Source organism: Bradyrhizobium sp. IAR9, from assembly GCF_013408065.1.
Lineage (GTDB): Bacteria > Pseudomonadota > Alphaproteobacteria > Rhizobiales > Xanthobacteraceae > Bradyrhizobium.
In genome coordinates this window covers 40,926-57,221 of record NZ_JACBZW010000004.1, presented here as the reverse complement: position 1 = coordinate 57,221, position 16,296 = coordinate 40,926, and the positions used below count along the sequence as shown (strand labels likewise).

Here is a 16,296-nt window from a genome sequence, read left to right as displayed (position 1 = left end):
ACACTCGTCTCAACGCCGGCACGCCCTTCAGATCGACGAGAAGGACGTAGACGCTGACGAAGACCTCAATGATGACCTGCGTCGGTCATGTATACGGGGCTCCTGACGGCGACCGTTCTTGACCCGTTCGTCCAGGGAATTGAACTCGCGTCAATTAGTCCTAAAGGCGCTCAAACCAGCGTCATCTTTTTCAGCCAGCAACGCAACGCGATCAGACGGAAGCAAGTAGTTGTCGTTCAAGAGCCCTTGGCATAATGGCAACGCCATCTCTTACAGGAGAGCATGAATTCTCTTCTCCCCGGCGAGGTCGAGTTTTAGCATCCCGCTGCCGTTAAGTCCGGTGCAATTCACCTTAGCGGAGCAGGCGCGGATCACCCACGTGTTCTTCACCGAGCACCTGATGGTCGCCAAGCTCGGCACCACGGGCGTGAAGATCTCGATGCGTAAGGGAGCGTGAAGCGGTCACAGGCTGCTTCGCTCACTACACTGAGCGTCCTTGATTGATTTTATCGTCATTGCTTGACCATCTGGGCATCAGCAGCGCCGGTGAGGTCGAGCTCGGCGGCGATCTTCGCGCGGCCGGAGCTCGCATCGGCACGATGATCGGACGCGATCGCGACATAGACCGCCGGCAGCACGAAGAGCGTGAACAGCGTGCCTACGGACATGCCTGCGACGAGCACGAGCCCGATCGAGAAGCGGCTCGCAGCGCCAGCTCCCGTTACGGTCATCAAGGGTATGAAGCCCGTGACCATTGCCGCAGTTGTCATCAAGATTGGACGCAGTCGGACGCGCGCCGCCATCTCTATAGCCGAGCGACGGTCAAGTCTCTCCTTGAGCTGCAGCTCATTGGCGAACGCAACCATCAGGATGCCGTGCTTGGAAATCAACCCGACCAGGGTCAACAGTCCCACCTGGGTGTAGATGTTCATCGTCGCCCAGCCAAAGAATAGCGGGATCAACGCGCCGACGATTGCCATCGGCACGCTGATCAGGATGATGAGGGGATCCCGCAGACTTTCGAACTGTGCCGCAAGCACCAAGAATATGATTATGAGTGCAAATGCAAAGGGAATGGCCAGTTGGTTACCCTCGTGCACATATTGGCGGGCGTCGGCGAGGAAGTCGTGGCTGAAGCCTACGGGTAGTTTCTTCGCCTCGGCTTCCAGGAAGTCCACGGCCTGCCCGATCGTGACGCCGGGCATCGGGACGGCCTGAAAGGTCGCGCAGTTGAGCTGGTTGTAGTGGGTGAGCGCGTTCGGATCGGTCGCAGCCTCAATGGAGACTACGGTAGACAACGGGACCATCGAGCCCGTCGCAGCCTTCACATAATAGCTCCCGATTGCTTGCGGCGCCAGGCGTACCTCGCGTGGCACCTGCGGGATCACCTGGTAGGAGCGGCCCTGTAAATTGAAGCGGTTGACGTAGTTTCCGCCAAGTAAGGTGGCGAGCGCGTTACCGACTGTCTGCATGGTGATGCCAAGCTCGTTGGCCTTAGATCGATCAACCTTGATTCGTACCACCGGCTGGTTGAACTCGAGGTCGGAGTCGCTCACCATGAACAGACCGCTGTTCCGCGCGGCAGCCTTCAGCTTCGACATCTCCTCGTAGACGGATTGGAAGCCAAGCGTCGAATTGATCACCATCTGCACTGGTAGGCCACCCGAACCGCCAGGAAGCGGCGGCAAGCTAAAGGCAAACGCGTTAATGCCTTCGATTTTGGACAGCTCAGCCTGGACAAGGGACTTTAGCGCAATCGATGATCGCTTGCCCTCGTCCCAGGGCTTGAGCAGCATGCCGGCCATGCCAGTCTGCTGGCCGCTAACGCCATTGATCACAAAGCTCAAGTCAGTCTCTGGAAATTTCTGGAACGCGTGTTCGAGCTTGGCCCCGTAATAGTCGAGGTAGTCGATATTGGCGTATTTCGGCGCTTTGGTTAGAGCGAATACGATACCTTGATCCTCCTCGGGTGCGAGTTCCTTGGAAGTATGCATATAGAGAAACCCGACGAGGCCCAGCATAGTCAGCGCAAACAGGGCGGTAATCGGACGATAGTCGAGCGAGCGGTCGAGCTTGTGGCCGTACCATCGTGTCATGGCGCTGAGCCCGCGGTTCACAAATCTTGCAAACCGCCCCCCGTCAGCGCGCCTCAGGAAGAGGGAGCACATCATCGGCGACAGCGTCAAAGCGATCACGCCCGACACGATCACCGCTCCCGCTAGCGTAAACGCGAACTCGCGGAACAGCGCACCAGTGAGACCGCCGAGAAATCCGATTGGGGCATACACCGCAGCCAAGGTAATCGTCATGGATACAACGGGGCCGACGATCTCGCGCGCGCCCCTTATAGCAGCCTGTAGGGGCGGCGCACCTTCGTCTAAATGGCGATGAATGTTCTCCACCACCACGATCGCGTCATCGACCACGAGACCGATCGCGAGAACCATCGCAAGGAGAGTCAGGAGATTGAATGAGAACCCCAGCGCCAGCATCATGCTGCAGACACCAACGAGCGACAACGGAATAGTGACCACAGGAATAATGACCGACCGCAGCGAGGCCAGGAATAAGAAGATTACCACCACCACGAGTACGACGGCTTCGATGAGCGTCTTCTCCACTTCATCGATCGACGATTGAATGAATTTGGTGGAGTCGTATGCCACTTTCATCTTCAGTGACGGCGGCAGGTTACGCTCCATTTCTGGAAACAGCGCCCGAACGCCTCGCACTATGTTTAGCGGATTGCCTTGCGGGCTCGCCTGAACGCCGATAAAGACCGCGTGCTCGCCGTTCATTGCGACGCTAGTGTCTGCGGTCTGTGCGGCAAGCTCGATTACCGCAATGTCCTCCATGCGCACAAAGCCACCGTCATTGGCTTTGACGATCATGCGCTTGAAATCATCGACACTCCGCAGATCCGTGTTTGCCGTGACATCGGAGATTGTGAAGTAGCTCTTGGTCTGACCGGCCGCGGCCTGGAAGTTGTTAGCCGCGATTGCAGCCGAAACTTCGGCTGGCGACACGCCGTAGCCTGCCATTTTCCCAGGATCGAGCCATAGCCGCATCGCAAAACTCTGGCCCCCCAGGATGTCTGCCGCTGCGACGCCGTCGACGGTTGACATAACGGGTTGCACGACGCGCGTGAGGTAGTCGGAGATCGCGCTGGCCGCCAGTTCCTCGCTGGAGAAGGCGATATACATGACAGCGGTGGTCTGACCGGTCGACTTAGTGACGACCGGATCGTTTGATTCCTTCGGGATTAAGTATTTGACTGAATTAACTTTGGAGAGCACCTCGGTGAGTGCTTCGTTGGGATCGAAATTGAGCTTGATGTAGACTTGGATCGTGGAGGTACCGAGCACCGATGAGGAACTGATGTAGTCGACGCCCTCGGCGGAGGCGACTGCCTGCTCCAGGGGAGTGGTGATGAACCCCTGGATCAGGTCGGCGGAGGCGCCAGGATAGGAAGTCGTGATAGTGACGACCGTATTGGATAGCTTGGGATATTGCCGGATCGGCAGTACGGTGGCCGCGCGCAAGCCGATCAGCAAAATCAAGGAACTGATGACAATAGACAATACCGGACGTCTGATGAAAAGCTCAGTAAATGCCATCTCGACTCGCATTTCAAGGGGGATGCAAATTCGCCAGCAACTCGCGCACGGCAACGATCATCAATGCGGCGACTGCGCTAAGCCTGTGGTATGAGGGAAGCGTTATCGGCTACTCTAATGGCTGACGCGTTCCTGAGCATAACGCGCCCAATCGTCCGCTTCTCCATCTTCGTCGCTCGAATGAATGTTGACTCCGCTGTTCTGATGCCGATCACGATCTCGAATAGTCGGCACCTTCTAAAGATAAAGCCCCCTGCCTCTCGTCTTCGCACCTGATTGGAACGCAACGATTTTTTGCGCCGCCCCGTCGATCGAAGGATCCAAGTTCGACATCGAAAGTACAAACGACCAAACCGGTGCTCAACTCTACAAAGGTAAGTCGGTAATATAGCATGGGCTGCAAAACCCTATACCAAGGTTTGTCGAAATGAGCGCTGGTCGCAGCCGCGCGAAACTTCTGACGTTACCAGGCGCAAAGTTCTCGTTCCCACAATATTCCGTACGCACGCGCTATCGCTTCGCTAAGTCGCTAAACAAAGTCGCCTCGGAGTTGGCCCTTGGCTACGAGCTCGACGCCCCTTTTCCGAGCAGTGCCTTGAGCATTTCTTGCCGGCCAATATGCTGCGCGCGGTTTAGCCACGCATAGCGCTACCGAGTTCGCAACCCCAGTATTACGTTGTCGACCAGCCGCGTTGAGCCGACGTAGGCTGCCGCACAAAGCGCCGCGGGCGCCGCAGTGGACTGTCGGCGGGTTTGAGCGTGTCACCTTCGACAGGTTCAAGATACTGCAGGCGGTCAATTGCCTCTGAATGCTCCTTGGCGACCGCAATCAGCTTTCTCTACGTTGCACTCTCCCGAGCGAAATTCGTCGAGCGCTGCGGATAGTCCACGATTGATCGCAAGGGCCCGCTGACGCTCTTCTTAGCTGAGATAGCGGTTGCGACTGATCATTACGAGCCCATCCTGTTCGCGAACGGTTGGTAGTGACGATCTCGATCGGGAGATTGAGATCAATAACCATCCGACGCACGACCGCGCATTGAAGTCGCGCGGATAGGTGTTGTGATCCTCGTTTGGTCCGAACTGAGTGGGGTTGACGAAGATGCTAACTACCGTGACGTGGCACTGCGCCCGGCTCGCCGCGATCAGGGCCATGTGGCCATCGTGGAGATAGCCCATTGTTGGCACCAATCCGACCCGTTGATCGGCACCGCGGGATTTTGCGAGAGTACGGCCAGCGACCCTTGTGATCGTTTGCATGACGAGCTCTACATCAAGTTGGGTTGGACGGCGCCCAGTTGGTAATTGCCTCGCCGACGCCTTCGGGAAGCCTATAGGACTCTTGCGACCTCGGGAATGCACCACCGCGGACGTCCGCGGCCCAGCGCGAAAGCGCATCACGCAACTGCTGAAAGCCTTCTGCATAGGCGCGAACGAATTTGGGGCGATGACCTTCCGCCCAGCACGTCGTGAAACACGAGCACCTGGCCTGAACAAGTCCGGGCCGGCGCCGATTTCGATCGTCGGTATTGTCAAGGAATTGATTGCTCGAGCAGAAGGATCGGCCGGAATGCCCTCCAAATACCAAAGCGAAACAGCCGGCCTCCTGCAGACGGTGAGCATCATCGAGCAAACGCAGCGCCTCATCCGCTTTTCGACCCTGCACTTTGAACCCCCCATGGCATTGACGCTCTGGGGCATTAGACCGAGATGACCCGTCACAGGAATCTCGCAATCCACGAGGGCACGCACCATCTCGATTCTCTTGCCGCCGGCCCTGATCGAGCGCCTCGACAAACATCGATTACATTGACCGCGTTGTCTCCTCGCTTACCCAATCCTCCAGACATTCCGGCAAGAGCGTCAGCTGGGATCTGTCCGCGCCTGAAGCGTCCCATCCGTATCCCCCATCAGGAAACGGAAGAATCCGAGCCGACTCGAGCTTTTCACACATGGGGTAATTCCGGGCTCGGAGCCATACTCAGGCTCTGGGAATCAGCTCTCCAGGACTCGACAAGGCCTACCTCAGGGCCTTGCAACGACGGAGAGAGGCAATGGAGCACTATGTCGGATTAGATGTGTCACTGAAACTGACTTCGATCTGCATCGTCGATCGGACAGGAAAAGTCGAGCGCGAAGGGGTGGTTACGTCTGACCCGGAGGCAATCGCGACGTTCATCAAATTGCACGCGCCACACGTCGTTCGGATTGGACTCGAGACCGGAGCAACGTCGACATGGCTGTGGACCGAGCTGAATAAGATCGGGTTACCCGTTATCTGCATTGACGCCAGGCATGCGAAGGCGGTTCTGAAGATGCAGATCAACAAGAGCGACCGAAATGACGCCGCTGGTATAGCGCGTATCATGCAATGTGGTTGGTACAAGGAGGTTTGCGTCAAGGATCTCGATAGCCATGCGACCAAAGCCCTTCTTGTTAGTCGAGCTCTGCTCGTCAAGATCAAGCGGGATATCGAAAATCAAATCCGGGGGCTCCTCAAGAATCTTGGGCTTGTCATCGGACGAGCAAAGATGAATATGTTTGCTGTGCGTGCCGCGCAGTTGGCAGAGGATCGGTCAGAGCTTTTTGCCGCGGTAGATCCGTTGCTGAAGGCACGCGAGGCCGTTGAGCAACAGATTGTGGACCTTGACCGCAAGGTGCTGCGGCTGGCTCGCAACAATCTTCAGGTGCGACGGTTCATGTCGGCTCCTGGCATCGGCCCGGTCACCGCCCTTTGCTACCTTGCGACAGTCGATGACCCCGCTCGCTTCAAGAGATCACGAAGCGTGGGAGCCTACGCAGGGCTAACGACCCGCCGATACGCATCCGGCGAGATTGACTGGACGGGCCGAATCTCGAAATGCGGCGATAAGATGCTGCGAAGTTACCTCTACGAGGCGGCCAATGTGCTGCTCACACGCGTAGCAAAATGGTCAGCACTCAAAGCGTGGGGCATTCGGCTTGCGAAACGAAGCGGGCTACGCAAAGCCAAGGTTGCAGTTGCCCGAAAACTTGCTGTCATTCTGCATCGGATGTGGATCGATGGTACCGAATTTAAATGGTCATCAAAGGATGCTGCTGATCAGCCTGCATAAAGGATAACGAGTTCCCGCCGAACTGCGGGAGCGAACGTCCCTGCCGGGACGCTGGCGTTGGTGAGATCGCCCCTGGCTTTGCGGTGCTCGAAAGGGCAAAGCGCGCTTCACACATTGATCCGCTAACGTCATCCTACGCCATCATGCGGAGGGCACGCCCCTACCGCGGAGAGAACCATGGACCCGGCAAGGATGTTCAGGGAGAGCTTGACCTCACGCCCGGAATTAGAGAACAGCCAGGGTCACGACGCGGTGACCTTGACGCGGAGGCTTGTGGCTAACGCAGACCACGGGGCAGCCCTGTCGCTCGCTCCTCATCACCTTTCCAAGGAATTTCGGGAGGCATCGTCGAGAGACATTTGATATAATCTCCGCCAGGCTCTTCGCGGCGAGCCGCGGGCTGCTCTGTCGAGTCCCGCCACATGTATATCGATGGCCTACACGGTTGAACTTGCAGAGCTTGTTTTGATTTCGTTGGATCAGATCGCCGGGATGTTCACGTTCATAGCGCCGCACCGGCAGGGCCGGGTCAAGGTGCGCGATCGGCTCAATCCTAGCGGCCGCTGGATAGGGCTACGGCGTCAAGCCGACCTCGGTTGCGATCTATTTGCTTGTGTGGCGCTGTCGTCGCACACCTTCGGCGCATGTGGTAGACAGGGTTTGGCTTGGCATGAAAGAGGTCTTGTGGAGCGATCACGGTCCATCGACGCCTGCCTCGCGGAACGCTTGACCCACTTGGCGACGGTCTTCGCCGAAATAACAAAGTGCAGCGCGGCTGCAGCCTTTGTCAGGCCATCTACGATGACGCTCCGCGCCATAGCCTTTCGGCGTCAGAGGCGCATCCTTATGGGTGCCCATCGATCCTCCGGGAGTGGGCTAAAGCTTTGACAACTGCGCTCCCTCGTTCAGGACCGGTTGGACAACCTACCGAAAGCTCGCACTAGTGGTCTCACAGACATCCTACCCGAACCGGCTGACACCCAGGCGGCTCCTCTAAAAGCGCGCGTATGCGCGCAGCGATCTGCCGTGCTTCCTTGGGCCGCAGGTTAGGCTTCATGCAATCGAGTATGGCTAGCATCGCCCGAACTTCGTCGATGTTTAATGTCGCGACCTTTCGATCTGATAGTCCCAGCGACTGATCGGCGGCACGGACCTGATTGGCTACAAGTACCGCAAGCGCTTGCGACCGCAGGGACGCGATATGCCGCTCGAATGTATGCATTTATTGACCTGTAGCTGCCCTGGGCATGGTGTCGCAAGCGTTGGTGCAACCCGGTCGCACAGACTGGGGCTGGCCCCCTTTTGCTCCCAAGAGGCTCAAATTCTCAAGGGCTACTAAGCTGTATCTTCGAGAAGTAACAAAGGGCACCTACCAAAACCGGTCGGTCCCGTCCTCATCGGCGACTCTCTAAGCTGGGTCTTTGCCTCGAAGAAACTGGAGACACCAGCATTTCCAGACACGTGCGCGTTGCATAAACAAGAATGATAGGCCAAACGCACATGAGAGACCCAAGAATGTTGGCGGAGTAAATCCAGACGAAGCGCGATAGGAGAAGACGTTGGAAAGATATCCGAGACCTCGAAAGCCGCGACGGGGAGAACCGCCTTGATCGGAGAGGCTGTCGGCGCCGTCATCGGCCACACATGGCGGAGACAATTGCATCAAGACAACAGCGGACGGAATTCAGCCAGGCAATCTCCTTTCCCTCCTGAGCGTTGCTGATGATTATCGGAAGTAGTGCGGACGCGACTCGGCGTCGTTTGGTTGCGCTGGAGCAGACGCTGGTCCCTACCCCGCCCGCACTGCCAGTTGAACTTAGCAGAACTTGACTCAGCGCTTATCCCCCACGCATACACAGAGGCAGCGCTGTACCTGCCACCCAGCTAACTGCTCCAAACTCAGCTTGAAGTGACGGCAAGAAGCTGATCGGGAGCTTATCGCTCGCCAAACGAGCAAAATCGACGGAACGAGAACTAATCCGTGAGTTGGAAGCAGTGCGGACGCGGCTCGGCGCCTGACGGTCTGGGGGCATCATGAGGCACTATCCTGCCGCATCCGCAGTGCAATGAGCTTAACGGAAGCGTGACTCGGCACATGGTGGTCCTTCAGCTCATGCGCTGTCCCTGCCACGCCCCCGTTAACCAACGATTTCTTATCAGGGCTGGCTTACCGAAAGCTGACAGAGCTGCGCAGCAGTTTACAAAATGAAGGGCCATGTGGCCCGCTTGCCATCGGCAGCAATATCGACGTTTACGCCTCGGACAATAGCCATTCGGCGCGCTTGCGATCAGCGGCAGCCGCACCGGCGCTACGCGCCGGATTGACGCTCAGCCAATCCACAGCACGTTTGTGACTGATCGCCGCTATGACCTCACGCCCCCTGGCTCGTGCGGCTCTTCGATCGTGCAGTATTCGATCACGCCGATCAGCCGGTAGGGCGCGAAAACTAGACGCAATTGGCGAGTTCGAGAAAAAGCAGCGCGGATGCGACTCGGCGCCTATGTCCACCGGGGGACGGTGGATAAATGCGCTATTTTGCCGCATCCGCTTCGCCGGAAACCTTGGGGCCACATGACTCGGCACCCTCCATGGGAGAGAAGGAAGGCGCCGTCCCTATCACGTGCCGCTGGCTCAGTAGTCGGCCTCGGGGATCACAAGGCCAACCCACCCGGCTTTCCCGTGAGGCCCGTCGCCTCACGGCAGTGGGAATTTAGCGAGAGAGCGGCGTCGGGTGACCTACCAGCATTGGTAGTGATGCACAGCAATGGAAAAACTGTTGGTCAAACTTGAAGACCGGGCGAGTTAACGCCGCTCAGTCCTCCGAACGATCAGACGACGCCAGGGTCCCCCAGTTTCGCCACCTCTCGGTTTGGCTGCCGTAAGTAAAAAAAGAGCGCACCCTAAAGCATCGGCCAGCCGCAGCATTTCGTCACAACGCGGATGGCGCGAGCTGGCATGTCCTGCCGTCGTGAAGCGGTCCAAGTTAGGAACGGTAACAAGACTTGAGGCCGCTCCTCGAGAAGCGGAGGGCGTTTAGCGTCGACCGCCTAGTGCCACCTATGGGAGCAATCTTGCGCACCCCTGGATCACTCGCCACCAGCGATGACGGTTCGCGCATCTTCGATCGGCGCCGCGATAGAATTCTTGTCGACATTCTTCGGCACCAATGACGCGGTCTCCGACTAAGTATAAACTTACCATTATCCGGCATCCTTCGTTTGTTAGCGATGCAAGCTGCGATCGCAGCGCGCTTATGTCAGCGCGGCATAATTGAATGAATGCAGAGCAGCGCCTTCCCCGGGCGCTACGGGCTTGAGGAACGGATGCTCGGGCGGACCTTAGGATGTTGGGCCATGGCTTTTATTCTTCTTCGACCACGCGGTGTGCTCGCCCATTTTGCGCCGCCTGTCATACCAGAACCGCACTCGCGCCCCAACCACAAGCGGGACGTCGTAATTGGTCACGGTTCCGTCGGTGAAATAATAATCGCGCGTCTTGCCATCGGCGTGCAGGAAGCCATAGTAGCCGCGATCGTTCGGCTTGATCTTGACGACGCCATCGAGCGTTTCAGGCATTTGGCGGAAGCCGGACATTCCGCGCGCGGGTTTCGACCCATACCTTGTCTGCCACAGTCAAAGCTGACCCGCGTATGCGGCGCGTCTATCTCGTCGCGTCACAGCCGACGAGATCGCGCTCGTGAAAGTTGCTCACGGTCGTAACCCTCGCCAAGCGCCGCGTCGACGATATAGCCGTAGTGGCGGCTCCGATTGTTCGGTCTTCGCGGAAGACAATGATTCGCGCCTCAAACTCGCGAACTCGTTTTCAGGGAACTGGAAATTGCGTCATCACGCAAGACTTTGGTCCTGGCTTCGCTTCGAAGCGGGTGCTCAGCCAAGAACGAAATCACACTTTTCAGGCGCGTCAGGATTTCTCAGCCTCAGGTTGGCCGGTCGAAAATCGGTGCGGGCGTGACACTGTCGCGACGCTGTCTCAATTGCGTCGCGACATCGGGTCTCGTCGTCGCCTCAGCAAGCTTCTTAGTTCGCGTCGGTTCATAAACCAATGTCTTCGTCGAGCGCCAGCGAAGACGCGGCCGGTAACGAGACCGCGGCGATGTGGCTCATGCCGTCCACTGTGAGCTTCTGACCTTGCATGACGGCAGCATGCTTCATGCCGGGTTCGGGGGTATCAGGCGCTCCGTTACGCCGTTGCAGAGCATCTTTGAAGCATTGGAGCCCCCCACTACACCGCGGCTTTCTCGCGCCGATATAGCTCCCGGCGCTGTTCGCGATTCTGACGAACCGCTCGTTCCCCAGCGCCTCGCTCCCTTTGCTTGCGAGAGACCAAGGTACGGCCACCACGGCTTGCGGCGGCGAGCGTTGGCTTCGAGGCGTTTGTCCCTCGAGCTGGCTTCTGCGGCAAGCTTCCTGCCGTTAGGGAGCGCAGTTGCGCGATGAAGTTCGCGGCAAACAGCTCGTTGTCAAGCAGAGCCTTTGATCTGTAGAGAGGCGCAAGCCTCTGCATGCCCTTCTTATCACTAAGCATCGGTCAATCCCTTCTCTCGCGGTCGACCGAAACGGCTTTCGTTCCCAAAATTGAAGCCACGCCAGCAACGCGATGACGGCTTCGCGTGCCGCAATGCAGCCGGGCCTTGTGCGTACTGCAAGCGCGTGGCTCCGAAGCCCCGCAGGATCTTTCGCGATGGATTGCGAGAATTGGCGCGGCCTCAACTTGTTAGGCTGGGAGGCGATCAGTCTTGATGTTATCTGTGCTCAGCTAGCTTTGAAAGTCGCGTCTGCCGGTTCGTCAACGCTATGCCACCATTTTGCTTCGTCGGGACTCGGCGGAATAACTGGGAATATGGCAAATTGTGAATGTGAGGGATCGGCTGCGGAACTAGGCGCGGAAGAGAAGTGCGCTGCCGCCGTCGTCGGCCTTAGGATCTGCAGACTTGCTTGGCACGACGATCGGAAAGGAGCTTGTAGCTGCGCAATGCTGCGGTAGACTATTTATTTTGCGCGTTTGCCTCTTCGCTCTCGCCAAAAATCCCGACTCATCTGTGATATCTGTCTGTGCTGCAAAGATCCGCTCGCCTGCCGGATCGCAAAGGCGCGTATTAATCGGCGGCGTTTGGCGGCACCAGCATAATTCGGCGTCCTCTGCAGCTTAGCCGGGGTCAAGGAAGCTGTGACCTATCGATCTAAGAGGGCGCAAATCGACGTCGCTGATCAAGATCAGACATTGTCCATTGGTGACAGAAGCGATCAGCGGCGCTAGGTATCGTTCGGCAGCCGCTTCGGCTCATGATGTCGCTTGCCAAGGAACGCGTCCGCCCACTTTTGCAGCAGATCGCGAGAGTGACGCACCGCACCGTAACTGGCTGCCCGCCGTTCAGCGTCTCAAGGCTCTGGCCGACAGGAATTGACGGGCAGGGATCGGGCATGGCTCACCTGTTAATGTTTTGAAGTATTCCGAGCCCGGAAGGTCTAGCGGGGGAGGCAGCGCGGGCCGGCTCTCCGCGCCGTTTAAAGCTCTGAAACTACCGGCTCCGCGCTGCCAGCGGAGTTAAATGACGATGTGACTCGGCGCTCGTCGAAGAGGCCCTTGGAAAGCGCTGTCCCTATCACGTGCGCCACTTCGCTCGCCAGCGTCACGGTATTGCAACGCTGCCACCTAGCACCCTTGGGCGACTGCCCGGGGCGCTCTGCCTTTTATCGTAGAGAAGTCCCGCAAGGCACCCGCCAGATTTGGTCGGTTGAGCTAGTTACCAAGAAGAAACTGAAGTGAAAACCAGTCGTTGTGCCGACCACTCCTGTCCCCGAATCCAAGCCTGACGTCGCTTGTCGCGAGGGGCCATGAGGAGCTTCTGGCTTGTTCACAGTAGGCACGGATCTGATTCGCTACTCTGGCGAGGCCTTGAGTTTCCACTCAGGTATTCGGTAGATGGAGAGGGCGTGCGCTTCCCAGCGGCATCAATTCCGCCTAAGCAAAGCCATTGGCTCCTCTCTTTTTCTTCGCCTGGGCATCCGATTGCACGACGAGCTCATAGCGGCCGTTGCACCTAGTTTTCATCCGAGCAGGATGCTCGAAATGATCAGTTCCCCCCACGTCTTGTCGACTGGCCCCAGCGCAGGTGCGTGCACCTCGTTGAGCTGCGCGATGGCCTAAAGGTTCGGTCGTGCGGGAAGCCGATCGCAACTTTCCCTTGCAGACAAATCCAGACAAGGCGATCTTACGTCTCGCGCGAGTACTTGCCCGTGTGGCCGCGAGGGAAGATCATGAAAGACAGCTCATCGAGCGAAACGATAAGGAAAAGAGCGACGATCTATGCTCGATTCTCAACCGATCTACAGAACGAGAGATCGATTGATGATCAGCTTTCGCTTTGTCAGAGCTATGCCGAGCGCGAATGCTTAACTGTGGTCAGCACCTATGAGGATCGGGCCCGTTCGGGTGGCTCAGTCATGGGACGCGAAGGCCTTCTTCGGATGTTGGACCAAGCGCGGGAGAGATCCTTTGACGTGGTAATCGTCGAAGCGCTCGATCGTCTTTCTCGCGACATGGAAGATCTCGCAGGCATCCATAAGCGGCTGTCTTTTCTCGGAATCGAGATCCGGGCGGTTCACGAAGGTGTTGTCAACACCGTGCTGGTCGGCCTTCGCGGCTTAGTCGGACAACTCTATCGTGAAGACAACGCTCACAAGGTGCGTCGTGGCCAGGCAGGGCGGGTCAAGCAAGGTTTGGCTGGAGGTGGCCTGACATACGGATACGCCGCGGTTGCCGGAAAAAGCGGCGAGCGGGTCGTCCTCGAGACCGAGGCACAAGTGATCCGGCGCATCTTTCAGGAATACGTTGACGGTCGAACGCCTCGCGAGATCGCACACGATCTCAACAAGGAAAGGGTATCACCTCCGCGGGGGCGTGCATGGAATGCTTCAACTATCAATGGCAACGTTCAGCGTGGCGCCGGAATTCTGCAGAACGAGCTTTATGTAGGGCGCCTCGTTTGGAACAAGGTCAGGATGGTGAAAGATCCCGACTCGGGAAAGCGCCTGTCACGACCGAATCCGAGGAGTGATTGGCAGATTGCTGAAGTGCCGCATCTTGCAATTGTCGGTCCAGAATTGTTCACAGCTGCCCAGCAACGCAAAGGGGAGCGCAGCCACGGCCACCCCAGCCATCAACGTCGGCCCCGTCGGATGCTATCTGGCTTACTCCATTGCGGTTCATGCGGCTCGGGTATGGCAACGAATGGACGGGACAAATCGGGGCGCGTTCGGATTCGCTGCTCGGCGGCCACCGAAAGTGGCACGTGTCCTGACGCCAAGACGTTCTATTTAGACACGGTCGAGAGCGCAGTCCTCAGCGGCCTAAAGGCCGAATTGCGTGCGCCGAACGTTCTTTCGGAGTACGTGCGCACATATCTAGAGGAGCGGAAGCGCCTCGCAGCTACATCAAACGCAAAACGGCAGCGCCTTGAGCAGCAGCTTGGGCAATTGAACCGGGAAATCGAACGACTGGTGGATGCGATCGCAAAAGGGCATGGCGATCCGTCTGTTCTCGGACCGCGATCAACCGCACTGGATGCCAAACGAAAGCGGATATCCGAGGAGTTGCAGAGTGAACCGCTCGCCCCGAAGGAAGTCGCGCTGCATCCGGCCATCCTCAAACGATACGAGGATCAACTCGGTCGGCTTGAAGAAGCACTAGCAGAAGGTGCCAGTGGGGGCGACGGAGAGGCCGCAGAAGCCATCAGAGACCTGGTCGAGACGGTGACTGTGTTCCGCGATCCAGCTCGCCCAGGTGGTGTAGCCGTGGAGATAGCAAGCCGGCTAAATGCCCTGCTCGGGGAAAAGGCCTATCCCAACCACGTTAAAGGAGTGTGGGGAAAGGTGGTAGCGGGAGAGGGACTCGAACCCCCGACCCCAGGATTATGATTCCCGTGCTCTAACCAGCTGAGCTACCCCGCCACAGGGCTCGCGAACGGCTGCTATGGCCGATCTCGCGAACGCGCGGCATATAAAGAAGGGGGCGGGCGTAAGTCAATCCGCCTTCGCTAAAAGCTTTCCGCCTTTGCCAAGGCTTTCTTCGCCAAGGCTTTCTTGGCCAAGGCTTCGGCGGGACAAGTCGGCGAGAAAAGGCCGATTTGGGCGCCGGATTTGCCCGTTTGAAGACCGGACTCGTGGAGAATCCCCTTTACCCGGATCGCATCTGCGACGGCTCCGGCCTCTCCCGGCAGGCGGGGAGAGGCGAAGGGCGCGAGAAGCGCGAAATCGCTTATTTCGGCCGCACGTTCGGGTCGCCGCCGGGGCTGCCCGGGGGCGGGATCACCGGGGTGTTGCCGCCGGTTTCGGGGGCCGGGGCGTGCATCTCGGGGTCGACACCCGCGGGCGGGCACAGCACGCCGTCGGACTTTGCCAATCTGTCGCCGAGCGGTTCCCGGGACTGGCCGGTGGTGGTGCCGTCGGCCTGGCGGTTCGGGCGGTCCTGCGGGGTGCAATTGGCCGCATGTTGCGGGGATGGCGGCGCGGTCGCTTGCGGCGGCGTCGCCGGGGCGGGCGGCGCCTGCGCGATCGCGCTGCCGGAGGCGGCGATCAGCAGGCTGGCCAGGATGATGTTTGATGTCGTGCGCATGGGAGGGAAACGCGCAGGAAGCGCGGCCTGTTCCCGGTGGGAATGCGATGTGATCGGGCTATTCGCCGCGTTCACAGTGCACCTCTCCCGCTTGCGGGGAGGAAGCGCACTGCCGGCTTGGCAGGACGCGGGGCAAACCGCGATCAGGCTTTGTGGTAGCGGATCAGCGAAAAGTGCCCCATCGGCGGCATCGGCCTCCGCTCGGCCAGCGTGACGCCGCCGTGCCTGGCGGCCCAGCCCTCGAGGCGGGCCCACGGGAATTCCGGGCGCCAGCCGAGGCGGCGGGCGACGGGGGCGAAGGCGAGCTCGAACAGTTTGCGCGGGCCGGTCTCGGCGCCGATGTGGTTGACCAGGATCAGCTCGCCGCCGGGCTTGAGCACGCGCACGAACTCGTCGAGCGTGCCTTCGGGATCGGGCACGGCGGTGATGACATATTGCGCCACCACCGCGTCGAAGAAGTTTTCGGGGAAGGCGAGGTTTTTCGCATCCATCACCGAGAGCACTTCGACATTGGAGAGCCGAAGCGCACGCACGCGCGCCTGCGCCTTGCGCAGCATCGGCTCGGAGATGTCGACGCCGCAGATTTTCGTGGTGCGCGAATAGTCGGAGAGCGAAAGCCCGGTGCCGACGCCGACGTCGAGGATGCGGCCGCCGATGCGATCGGCCTCCGCGATGGTCGACTGCCGTCCGGCGTCGAACACCTTGCCGAACACGAGATCATAGACCGGCGCCCAGCGGCCATAGGCCTTCTCGACCCCGGCCCGCGAGATGTCTGCTGCCATGCCCCTGCCCTAACAAAAACTCTGGAGAGTAATAGCTGTTGGTGAGATCAAATCCAGCCCCGCGCGCGGTCTAGCGCCTCTCCCGCTTGCGGGAGAGGTCGACACGCTCGCAAGAGCGTGGCGGGTGAGGGTTTTTTCCTCTCGCGAGATATCGCGTGTGGAGAGAG

The 16,296-nt window shown here is 58.8% G+C and carries 7 protein-coding genes, 1 tRNA gene and 2 pseudogenes; 2 read left to right on the top strand and 8 right to left on the bottom strand.

Annotation, left to right across the window (positions count from 1 at the left end; genetic code table 11):
- Positions 1 to 512 precede the first annotated feature (512 nt).
- The 4 genes and pseudogenes from GGD67_RS12570 to GGD67_RS40060 all read right to left on the bottom strand — a co-directional run.
- Positions 513 to 3,617, bottom strand: coding sequence for an efflux RND transporter permease subunit (locus GGD67_RS12570; protein ID WP_179733113.1), 3,105 nt, complete (start codon positions 3,615 to 3,617; stop codon positions 513 to 515).
- Between the two features lie 648 nt (positions 3,618 to 4,265).
- Positions 4,266 to 4,877, bottom strand: a pseudogene (locus GGD67_RS12565) (4-phosphopantoate--beta-alanine ligase).
- A gap of 13 nt (positions 4,878 to 4,890) precedes the next feature.
- On the bottom strand, positions 4,891 to 5,250 hold the full coding sequence (locus tag GGD67_RS12560) for a hypothetical protein (protein ID WP_409411358.1): 360 nt from the start codon (positions 5,248 to 5,250) through the stop codon (positions 4,891 to 4,893).
- Positions 5,175 to 5,372: pseudogene (locus GGD67_RS40060) on the bottom strand (3-methyl-2-oxobutanoate hydroxymethyltransferase); the annotation flags it as partial. The gene GGD67_RS12560 and the pseudogene GGD67_RS40060, both read right to left, overlap by 76 nt.
- A 299-nt stretch (positions 5,373 to 5,671) precedes the next feature.
- On the opposite strand from GGD67_RS40060, the gene GGD67_RS12555 reads away from it, so the two are divergent.
- Positions 5,672 to 6,712 carry an IS110 family transposase gene (locus GGD67_RS12555; protein ID WP_179733111.1) on the top strand — a complete coding sequence of 347 codons (1,041 nt, stop codon included), beginning with the start codon at positions 5,672 to 5,674 and terminating at the stop codon, positions 6,710 to 6,712.
- A 3,339-nt stretch (positions 6,713 to 10,051) separates the two neighbouring features.
- Here GGD67_RS12555 and GGD67_RS12550 read toward each other — a convergent pair.
- On the bottom strand, positions 10,052 to 10,306 hold the full coding sequence (locus GGD67_RS12550; protein ID WP_179733109.1) for a hypothetical protein: 255 nt from the start codon (positions 10,304 to 10,306) through the stop codon (positions 10,052 to 10,054).
- A gap of 2,685 nt (positions 10,307 to 12,991) precedes the next feature.
- Between GGD67_RS12550 and GGD67_RS12545 the strand changes: the two genes are divergently transcribed.
- Positions 12,992 to 14,650 (top strand): recombinase family protein, encoded by a 1,659-nt coding sequence (locus tag GGD67_RS12545; protein ID WP_179733803.1) that lies wholly within the window; start codon positions 12,992 to 12,994, stop codon positions 14,648 to 14,650.
- On the opposite strand, the gene GGD67_RS12540 is transcribed toward GGD67_RS12545, so the two are convergent.
- From GGD67_RS12540 to GGD67_RS12530, 3 genes are all read right to left on the bottom strand, one after another.
- A tRNA-Met gene (locus GGD67_RS12540) sits at positions 14,607 to 14,683 on the bottom strand. The genes GGD67_RS12545 and GGD67_RS12540 overlap by 44 nt on opposite strands.
- A 307-nt stretch (positions 14,684 to 14,990) precedes the next feature.
- A complete protein-coding gene (locus GGD67_RS12535) occupies positions 14,991 to 15,347 on the bottom strand; it encodes a hypothetical protein (RefSeq protein ID WP_018318409.1) in 357 nt (118 codons plus the stop codon).
- Positions 15,348 to 15,490: 143 nt separating this feature from the next.
- Positions 15,491 to 16,129 (bottom strand): class I SAM-dependent methyltransferase, encoded by a 639-nt coding sequence (locus GGD67_RS12530; protein WP_018318408.1) that lies wholly within the window; start codon positions 16,127 to 16,129, stop codon positions 15,491 to 15,493.
- Positions 16,130 to 16,296: the final 167 nt, after the last annotated feature.

What these genes read in the sequence shown, in the direction of transcription:
- GGD67_RS12570 (WP_179733113.1), bottom strand. Translation starts at nt 3,617, where the DNA reads ATGGCATTTACTGAGCTTTTCATCAGACGTCCGGTATTGTCTATTGTC.
- GGD67_RS12555 (WP_179733111.1), top strand. Translation starts at nt 5,672, where the DNA reads ATGGAGCACTATGTCGGATTAGATGTGTCACTGAAACTGACTTCGATC.
- GGD67_RS12550 (WP_179733109.1), bottom strand. Translation starts at nt 10,306, where the DNA reads ATGTCCGGCTTCCGCCAAATGCCTGAAACGCTCGATGGCGTCGTCAAG.
- GGD67_RS12545 (WP_179733803.1), top strand. Translation starts at nt 12,992, where the DNA reads ATGAAAGACAGCTCATCGAGCGAAACGATAAGGAAAAGAGCGACGATC.
- GGD67_RS12535 (WP_018318409.1), bottom strand. Translation starts at nt 15,347, where the DNA reads ATGCGCACGACATCAAACATCATCCTGGCCAGCCTGCTGATCGCCGCC.
- GGD67_RS12530 (WP_018318408.1), bottom strand. Translation starts at nt 16,129, where the DNA reads ATGGCAGCAGACATCTCGCGGGCCGGGGTCGAGAAGGCCTATGGCCGC.